Source organism: Paenibacillus sp. KS1 (assembly GCF_001680695.1).
In the GTDB taxonomy this organism is placed as follows: domain Bacteria; phylum Bacillota; class Bacilli; order Paenibacillales; family Paenibacillaceae; genus Paenibacillus_B; species Paenibacillus_B suaedae.
On the sequence record NZ_MAIS01000139.1, the window covers coordinates 1 to 9,043 of the forward strand.

The 9,043-nt window shown below is 43.9% G+C and carries 8 protein-coding genes and 1 pseudogene; 4 read left to right on the forward strand and 5 right to left on the reverse strand.

Annotation, left to right across the window (positions count from 1 at the left end; all coding sequences use genetic code 11):
* On the forward strand, positions 1-574 hold a 574-nt coding region (locus BBG47_RS29615; protein WP_065294215.1), incomplete at its 5' end, for a BclA C-terminal domain-containing protein.
* Positions 575-723: 149 nt separating this feature from the next.
* Positions 724-1,830, forward strand: a complete 1,107-nt coding sequence (locus BBG47_RS26355; RefSeq protein WP_065294216.1) for a glycosyltransferase — start codon at positions 724-726, stop codon at positions 1,828-1,830.
* Positions 1,831-1,949: 119 nt separating this feature from the next.
* Here the strand turns inward: BBG47_RS26355 and BBG47_RS26360 are convergent, their stop codons facing one another.
* The 5 genes and pseudogenes from BBG47_RS26360 to BBG47_RS31310 form a co-directional block, all read right to left on the reverse strand.
* Positions 1,950-2,426 (reverse strand): GNAT family N-acetyltransferase, encoded by a 477-nt coding sequence (locus tag BBG47_RS26360; protein WP_065294217.1) that lies wholly within the window; start codon positions 2,424-2,426, stop codon positions 1,950-1,952.
* A 145-nt stretch (positions 2,427-2,571) separates the two neighbouring features.
* The gene (locus BBG47_RS26365) at positions 2,572-2,994 is read right to left on the reverse strand and encodes a hypothetical protein (protein WP_065294218.1); all 423 of its coding nucleotides are present in this window, start codon (positions 2,992-2,994) and stop codon (positions 2,572-2,574) included.
* 74 nt (positions 2,995-3,068) lie between these two features.
* The gene (locus BBG47_RS26370) at positions 3,069-3,575 is read right to left on the reverse strand and encodes a hypothetical protein (protein ID WP_065294219.1); all 507 of its coding nucleotides are present in this window, start codon (positions 3,573-3,575) and stop codon (positions 3,069-3,071) included.
* Positions 3,576-3,850: 275 nt separating this feature from the next.
* Positions 3,851-4,954, reverse strand: a complete 1,104-nt coding sequence (locus BBG47_RS26375) for a preprotein translocase subunit SecA (protein WP_368072468.1) — start codon at positions 4,952-4,954, stop codon at positions 3,851-3,853.
* Between the two features lie 24 nt (positions 4,955-4,978).
* Positions 4,979-6,060 (reverse strand): annotated as a pseudogene (locus tag BBG47_RS31310) (preprotein translocase subunit SecA); the annotation flags it as partial.
* A gap of 867 nt (positions 6,061-6,927) precedes the next feature.
* On the opposite strand from BBG47_RS31310, the gene BBG47_RS30160 reads away from it, so the two are divergent.
* Together BBG47_RS30160 and wecB are read left to right on the forward strand one after the other, a co-directional pair.
* Positions 6,928-7,092, forward strand: coding sequence for a hypothetical protein (locus BBG47_RS30160; RefSeq protein ID WP_175400648.1), 165 nt, complete (start codon positions 6,928-6,930; stop codon positions 7,090-7,092).
* A 431-nt stretch (positions 7,093-7,523) separates the two neighbouring features.
* Positions 7,524-8,681 carry a non-hydrolyzing UDP-N-acetylglucosamine 2-epimerase gene (gene wecB, locus BBG47_RS26395; RefSeq protein ID WP_083189625.1) on the forward strand — a complete coding sequence of 386 codons (1,158 nt, stop codon included), beginning with the start codon at positions 7,524-7,526 and terminating at the stop codon, positions 8,679-8,681.
* Positions 8,682-9,043: the final 362 nt, after the last annotated feature.

The window sequence follows — 9,043 nt, forward strand, 5'->3', positions numbered from 1 at the left end:
TTCTACTGGCGTTACCGGTGCTACTGGCGCTACGGGGGCTACTGGTGTAACTGGTGTTACTGGAGCCACGGGCGCTACTGGGGCTACCGGCGACACTGGAGCTACGGGGGCTACAGGGGCTACGGGAACTGGTGCGACTGGGGCTACCGGAGCTACAGGAACAAGTACCACTGCAACTTCTGCATTCGCTGCGAATACAACTGGTGCAACAATCGCCGTTATCCTTGGAGGAACACTCGTACCACTTCCAAGTGCTCAAAATATTGGCCCAGGTATCACTATCAACGGAACAAACGACACATTCACTGTCTCCACTGCCGGTAGATATTATATAACCTACCAAGTCAATTTAACTGCCGGTCTACTTCTCGGCTCGCGTCTAATTATTAACGGCGCTGCGAATGTCGCCTCAACCATAACGCCAGTGCTTACGCTATCCAGCTTTAACAGTGATGTCATCGTAACTTTGGCTGCAAATTCAACGATTTCCCTTCAATTGTTTGGACTCCTTGGGACAGCTACATTAATCAACAATGGTGCCGGAGCAGCGGTAACAATCATCCGACTCAGCTAAAACTATATACTAATGATCCACATCTCTAGCCGTGTGAATAGCTTCTATTCGCACGGCTATCGTTTTCATTTGTAAGGTCAATTTCAGCGCAACGGAAATATATATTTACTAGTAAGCACCCACAACCTTGTTCGAATGGAGGGATCAACTTGCCAAGCATAAGCCTGTGCATGATTGTCAAAAACGAGGAAGATACGTTGGCACGTTGTCTGTCTTCAGTCGCTGATTTTGTAGATGAAATAATCATCGTAGATACAGGCTCCACCGATCGAACCAAAGAAATCGCTCGTCCATTCACAAGCGATATTTATGAATTCGTATGGATAGATGATTTTGCAGCGGCACGCAATTATGCATTCAGTCAAGCTACAATGGAGTATATCCTCTGGCTCGACGCTGACGATTTTTTACGTGAAAGAGACAGAAGTAAATTAGCTGAGTTGAAAGACACTCTCGATCCCAGCGTGGACTCCGTCACCATGGAATACCATCTTGCACACGATGAATATGGCAATGTTACAGTGAAGAATCGACGTAATCGGCTCGTCAAGCGATGCAACTCATTTCGCTGGATCGGCAGGGTTCACGAGTATCTAGAGGTGTGGGGACATATTATCAACAGCGATGTTGCCGTAACCCATGCCAGCATGCATCATGACAGGAATCGGAATATCGCCATTTATGAAAATGCCCTGCAGGCTGGCGAAGCTTTTTTACCGAGGGATTTGTACAATTACGCAAATGAACTGCAAGATCATGCACGTTATGAGGAAGCCATTCAATATTACGAACAATTTCTTGAAACTGGCCAAGGGTGGATCGAGGATAATTTGTCTGCTTGCGGAAAGATGGCTGACTGCCATCATGTACTTGGAAACGAGCAGCTCGAGTTAGAGAGTGCGATTCGCTCCCTTCAATATGCAGCTCCACGAGCAGAAATTTGCTGTCGCTTCGGATTTTACTTTATGCAGAAGAGTGAATGGCAGAGCTCCATCTTTTGGTACAAAACAGCCACTGCCCTCAATCCATCTGACGATGTTCTCGGTTTATCGAATACAGCATGCTCTACATGGCTCCCCCACTTGCAATTATGTGTGTGCTATGATCGCATCGGAGAACATCAATTGGCCTCAGCGCATAACGAATTAGCCGCTCAATATCGCCCAGAAGACGAACGAGTGCTGCACAATCGAGTGTATTTCGAGTCCATCTTCTCCCCATCAGACACCCCTATTACAAGTGATGCATCTCATTAATTTTTATGTTCAAGCTCTCCTTCTGCTTGCTGCTGCAAAAATTCAGATACATATCTTCAATACGTGATTTCATGCAGCAGCAAGTACGAGGTTTAATCTTAATTATGTAAGATACTTCTCTAACTACCGATGGATAGTTTGAACTTTTGACGCGAGCCCCCTTCTGAGCCATTCGGAACCGTCTCATCCTGAGGCATAAATCCAAATTTCTGGTACAGTCTTCTTGCTGGCTGTCCATCTGGAATATCTTCACCGAACGTAGTAACGAATACTTCCGCAGGAGGCTTTACCAAGCTTAAAATATGTTCAAGTATTGCCGAACCCACTCCTTGTTGTCTGGCATGGGATGACACCGATAGCCAATGGATTTTATAAATCGGGGCATTCGATGAGGAGAAGAGCACCCCGCCTAGCAGCGGTGCACCAGGATCTCCGTCTTTCTCTCTTATGCAAAACGCCCTTCCCATCTCGATACTCTTCTCAACAGCTTCCACAAAATGAGCGTCGTCCACCATTGGACCGAATAAATATTCCACCTCTGCAGCCAATTGCAGCCACTGTTCAAGGTCTTCACGTGCAGCTCTTGTGACTTTCATAATGTGTACCTCCTAATCTGCTGTACTCCAGTTGTTTTGCATCACTTCGATTATTTAGAATTGCGTAGCATGCTAATCAGTTTTTTTATCACGTATACAAGAAGAATGATTAGAATGCTAGAAAAGTATACAAAATACGCGAGTATTAGTAACCTAATAAAGGTATGCCTTCGTTATCATCTGTACTAAGAATAAGATATTCAATTGGGACAAACTCCTTTTTCCCTTTATCTAAAATGTATTCATAGTTTGAGCAAGGAAATTTATTGATACTTATCACTTTCTTTCCATAATAACCTGATACTGATGGTATTAGCTTGGATGAAGTCGTTGCGCCCCATAAACTATCCACCCCCCCTATAATCGAAAAAGGCTGCAAAATGTTCGCTCTTACTACGATCTCTTCTACATCCTCATGGCAAGTGTCTCTATACAATTTATGAAGTGCGGTTTCTATTTTACCCAACGTGTCATAGTGTTGTAGGATCTTCACGAAAAGAGGTAGAGTAAGAAGGACAAAAATAACGATGTACGCGATAACTACTTTGTTTCGAATCCACCTGTTCAAGAAATTTCCCCCTCCGTAAGAAACAAAAGTGTCCTGCTATTGTAGTTCAGACAGAAAAAACGTAAAACTCAAGCTTAAGCTTCTTTTTTACCTATACGCTTCCTTCGAATATACGAATGTAGGATATACACCGTTAATACGGTGAAGTAAAAAAGATAAACAATGAAATATAAGAACATTACCTCAAAACTAATCCCTGCTTTATCATTTGAATCCAAAAATAATAGATCTACTGGAATAAATCTTTCTGTTTCTCTATCGAGCACAAAGTTTTTTCTCGAACACGGAAAATCACTGATGCTGATTACTTCATTTCCATGATGCCCTGTCAATTCCGGGATTTTCACGGAAGACATCACTGCATGCCAATTATGTCCAGTATTCCAGAACCCGAATTCGTGGATCAATTTTGTTTCAACTTCGATGTTATCGACATCCCCACCGCAATAATCAATGAATAGTTGATGCAATGCCTTTTCAATCATTTTACTTGCTGCGTAATCTTGGTAGAGCCATTTCAATACAGGTAAACTAATGACAATAAATAAAACTAGAAATTTTATTGCTCGCCTTCTCGTCAATGTAATATCCTCCACCAAAACAGATTAAAATTGTACACCTGTGTGCCTCATCCGATAACTATTTCGCGGTATTCCCTTTTGACTCTTACTGTACAATTCCTTTTTTTCAAAAGCAGAGAACTCCCTCCTATCATTTACGATCAATTCCGGCGAAAACAGATATCCTTGATGGGATATGCTTTCGCCGGAAAATGTACCGCTATATTATAGTAGTTGAACCCGATTCGGGAAAAATTGATCCGTTATCGTATATGTCCACGTTGCAGAGGGAATCTTTAATTCCTCTTCATTGAAATGAAGCTCGCTGCTGCCCGAATCAATGTTGGAAAAATGATCGAGCACTCTCTGCACCATAACCCCATCAATCTGCTCAAATCTGCAATCACGAGTCGGTTGTACTCATCCAACGGATTGTTATTGCCGAGGCTCTCCAAATGAATGCCTTCCTTCACATAAGCGACATACGCCAAATGGTCAGCCCAGCATTGATCCATGATTGCCAGAAGCACTTGTCTCTCAACTGCATGGACAGTTGACGTTCCGAATTGTTCACACAGCTTCCTGTAACGCTCTGGTGCATAATCAGCAATAATGTTAGGCCGTTGTCTCCCATACAGGATTTCATTGCGTCGATTGAAAAAGATCATTCGCTGCTGCTCCAATAAATCTGCGTATTTGTTCAACGTCTTCTTCATATCCAGATGCTGTCCATCCACAACTCGCTGTACATGCTCAATCAACTGCAAGATTCGGGAATCATTCAAGGGCTCGTCCTGCCTGCGAGCAAGGAGATCATGCGGCAGTACCTCAGCAAGGCCATAGCGAATGAATAGATCATCCTCCAAGCTAATCATGTAACGTGAAGTTCCTGGATCCCCCTGACGTCCCGCTCTCCCTCTTAGTTGATTATCAATTCTCGCATTCTCATGTACATTCGTTCCAATTACATAAAGGCCGCCCAGACTTACTATCTTCTTATAGTCTTCCGAGCTTCCGCTGCCAAGGACAATATCTATTCCCCTGCCTGCCATATTCGTAGACACCGTAACAGCCCCTAGCATTCCTGCCTTGGAGATAAGCGCAGCCTCTTCCCAATCGTTGTATGCATTGAGAACCTGACAGGCTACTCCGTCCTTCTGCAGTGCTTCTGCATATTGATTCGACTCCTCAACGCTGGACGTTCCGATCAATATGGGTCTCCCTGTTCGATGGACAGACTTCACAACGTCCACAATGGCTTGCTGCTTCGCAGCTCGATGCGTAAATACCATATGCGGCTCATCTACTCTTCGACTGGTCTTGTTAGGCGGAATGGAGATCACTTGTAACCCGTACATGTCCATGAACTCCTGAGCTGCCAACTGTGCGGTAGCTGTCATACCGCATTTCTTTGGATATAAATGAAGCAGATGCTGTAGCGTAATGGTGCCTAGAATCTGGCCATTCGCTCGTATGTCCAATCCTTCCTTCGCTTCTACCGCTGCCTGCAGCCCATCCGGCCAATGCCTGTGCTGTGCGATTCGACCCGTTAATTCATCAATGAGCTGGACTCGACCATCTCTCACCATATAATGTACATTTCTCTTCAAGAGCGCCTCAGCATGCAGCGCGCATTGCAGCATAGTCAGTACGTTAATATTGTGATCCTCGTATAAATTGCCGCAACCAAGCGTGGCTTCCACTTTATCGATGCCAGAGTCTGTAGCGTATACATTGCGCAATTCCTTGTCTGTCTCATAATCCACTCCAGAAACGAGCTGCTTAACAATGCCTGCATAAGCCAACGCCTCCTGCTTCGAAACTCCCCTCTCACCCGCAATGACTAATGGAACTCTCGCCTCATCAAGCAAAATCGAGTCAGCTTCATCAACTAGTGCAGCATGAAATGGGCGCTGAACGAGTTGTTCTGTCTCCCTAGCCAGCGAATCCTTCAAGTAATCATAACCTGCCTGTTTTGCTGTAAAAACGTTATGTCTGCAGCGTAGGCTCGCTGTCTATCTTTAGCACTGCATCTCTCCGTAATACAGCCAACTGTTACGCCTAAATATTCATAAATAGGTCTCGTCCATTCTGCATCTCTGTTGGCCAAATAATCATTGAATGTAAGAACATGTACCCCGCGTCCTGACAAAGCTTGCAAAAAGGCAGGGAGAACGGCGGCTAACGTTTTACCCTCACCAGTCTGCATTTCAATGATGCAGCCTTCATGTAAAGCCATGCCCGCGAGCCATTGCACCTCATATAATCGGAATCCCTTCACTCTCCACACGGCCTCATCAACCAGCGCTGCTACCTCTATGACATCACGATCCGATGCGGCTCCTTCTTGAGTCCTTCTTTTCATCGTTTTCGCACGCTGTTTGATTTCCGAATCACTCCATGCTTGTGCATGAAGCTTCCTCATCTCTATCACTTGCTCCAAGTAAGGTATCAACTTTCGATTGCGATATTTCTCGCTCCATCTCTCAAGCCATTTACTTGTCATTCTCGTACAGTCCTCCTTACATTGAGCGTTTCTATCCGCACAAAAGGAGGTGTGTGTCAGGATCCTTCCAAAGGTGGTAACGAACAAGAATCAACTGATTTCGAATACGAACAAATTCATATCCCTGTACAAGATGATTAGAGAGTGGCCGGTCATCGCCTTGTCGCTCTACAGTGACATGTACCTTGCCTAGATATAGGAAGTTCTCCATAAAGAGAAACACACAGTCCTGTACCCGTTCGAAGTCGAGATCACCTGCTAACAGGTGTTGAAACACGACATATATTCGAATGAGATAGTCGATTTCTTGAGCCTGATTAACTTGGTTCATCATCTAACCTCGACTTACATCCATATTTTACCTTGTAAAGAGTGTATCTATTTCTCTCTCCCCCGTCAAAGAGAAGTTGAGTTCTTGCGGGAACATGCTCTATTGGGATGCAATCTGTAGCAATCCGCGGAACCCCAGGTTTGACGAGCTTTTTGCCAATGGACTTCCGTTCTGAAAGGCTGAATTCCGTACGTTTCTGTTGATGCTTTACATCAATTTCACGTCAATGTTTTGAATACTTGAACTCATCGCTTGCCAGCGATGCGCTTTCCCGCCCTTGGGTATTATAAAAATTAAAAATTGACCCAAATGAGAACAGGTTTTCGGCAATAGCCAGTCCTACTGCAGAAATACACCCAATTACCCCTAAAGTCTCTACTTTTGAAGTATTATAGAATTTATCTCCATCTGTAATATACATATCGCCTGTGTAAGCACTCAGCCATTCGGCAGTTGTTTGGGGTCCTTGTTCAATTACTTCATCAGGTATAGCTTCAATTAGGTATAGGGTTTTTTCGCCGGGAGGAGGGGTTAATTTGAATAAAAAAAATATCTTTTTGGGGTTAGTGGTTCTAGTTATTGCTATTATTGGTTTTATTATTTCTCGGACACAAGTTGGAACATTCCAAGTGATCTTTAATATTTTTGCAATTCTAGTAATTATCCTGATTTCTCTTCTGTTTTTTAGAAAAAAATCTTAAAGCTGACGTGAATATAAGTAACGTATTTTTGACTCCACGTGCTTTACCAAGCGTTTCAAGAGGCGTACAACAAGCGAAAAAACCACCGAGACTAAGTTGGGCCCTTAATCGTGGCTTTTCGCTGAAAAGTAGAATATGCTCGCCGTGGTTGCCCACTGGCTCTTTTGTTAAAGGAGCTACGATCTTGCAGGATCGTAGTCTCTTTTTTATTGACATTTCATTCGTTTGACTTGAAGTTGACCAACCCTCAATAATCGCTTGTCCTATAAATGAAGACATATCACTTGCACGCCACCTTTTCTCCACAGGTACAGGATTTCCAATGTCCGTTTCATTCCTATATAGGGAAGCATACTCCTTACATATGACTTCCATTTCGGCCCATGGTAATATGAGGAATAGATTGAATTGCTTAAGAGGGGGACTTTCCATTGGAGACAAAGAAAAAAATCATGGTCATCTTCGGAACGAGACCGGAAGCGACGAAGATGTGCCCAGTCGTTCAACAGTTGAAGCAGCATTCCAATTGGTTCGATACCAAGGTTGTCGTTACGGGACAGCATCGAGAACAGCTCTATCAGGCACTCTCTCATTTCACGTTGTCACCGGATGTTGACTTAAGCTTAATGAAGGAAAATCAATCGCTAGCCTACTTCACCTCTGCTGCAATCGCAGGGCTGGATAATATCATTTCAGAAGATAGACCGGATATGATTCTTGTTCATGGCGACACGCAGACAGCGATGTGCGGCGGACTAGCGGCCTTCTTTCACAAAATCCCTGTCGGGCATGTAGAAGCAGGCTTGCGTTCCCACAACAAATACTCTCCGTGGCCAGAGGAAGTTAATCGCAGAATCGTAGATGTCGTAACCGATCTGCTGTTCGCGCCTACCTCAGTTGGGAAGGACAATTTACTTCGTGAAGGGTACGATGCTGGGCATATTTATATAACGGGGCAAACGGCTGTAGATGCTGCGCTGCAGACATACCAAGAGGATTATACGTTCCATGAAGCTTCATTAAATGAGCTGATTCACCACCGCGGGAGACTGATTACGGTTACTGCTCATCGCCGGGAGAACTATGGGGAACCGATGCAGCACATGTTCCAAGCGATTCGTCGTCTTGTAGACGAACATCCTGATACGGCTGTCATTTATCCTGTCCATATGAGCCCAGTCGTGCGGGATGCAGCACATACTCTACTGTTTGGTCATGAACGGATTCACTTGCTGAACACATTGGAGTATCCAGATATGATAAATTTGCTCGCCCGCTCTTATCTTATTATGAGTGATTCCGGTGGTCTGCAAGAGGAGACAACGGTATTCAACAAGCCGCTCGTGCTGATGCGAGATACAACGGAACGACCAGAAGCGCTTGAAGCTAACATGGTTGCACTAGCTGGAACGGAAGAGGACATGATCTTCAACATTGCCAACCGACTGCTTGCGGATAAGCAGGCGTACCAAGACATGACCAAGTCAAGCAATCCGTTTGGCGATGGACAAGCTTCCAAACGGATCGTGGACATCATTGCGCATCACTTCGGCTTTGCGTCGGAACTCCCAGCTCCATTCGAATGCTAGAGAACGAAGCATGATCTAACTGTTCCGAATTTATCGTGCCCCAAAGATAAGACATAGAATACCATCCAAGTTGTAGTCTTATAAAAAAGATTGATCATTAAAAACAAAGTACGCTTATTTAAAATAAAGATTGATCATTTATAATAAAGTTTGATTAAAATCCTGTTTTTACAGGATTTTTTTCTTTAACTATAGGGGCATTTAGTGCAAGAGCAGTGCTTAACTTATGTTCACAATGGCCGTTTTGTTGAATAAGAGAGGAAAATATAACTCCAAATTTATAGTATTATCGTTTCTAAGGAATATTCTATGTACTAATATATCTATGAAGTTTTGCAAGGAGGATATACTATGAGTCTAGT

Excerpts from the sequence above, each read along its gene's own strand:
- BBG47_RS26360 (WP_065294217.1), bottom strand. The coding sequence starts at position 2,426 with ATGAAAGTCACAAGAGCTGCACGTGAAGACCTTGAACAGTGGCTGCAA.
- BBG47_RS26375 (WP_368072468.1), bottom strand. The coding sequence starts at position 4,954 with ATGACAGCTACCGCACAGTTGGCAGCTCAGGAGTTCATGGACATGTAC.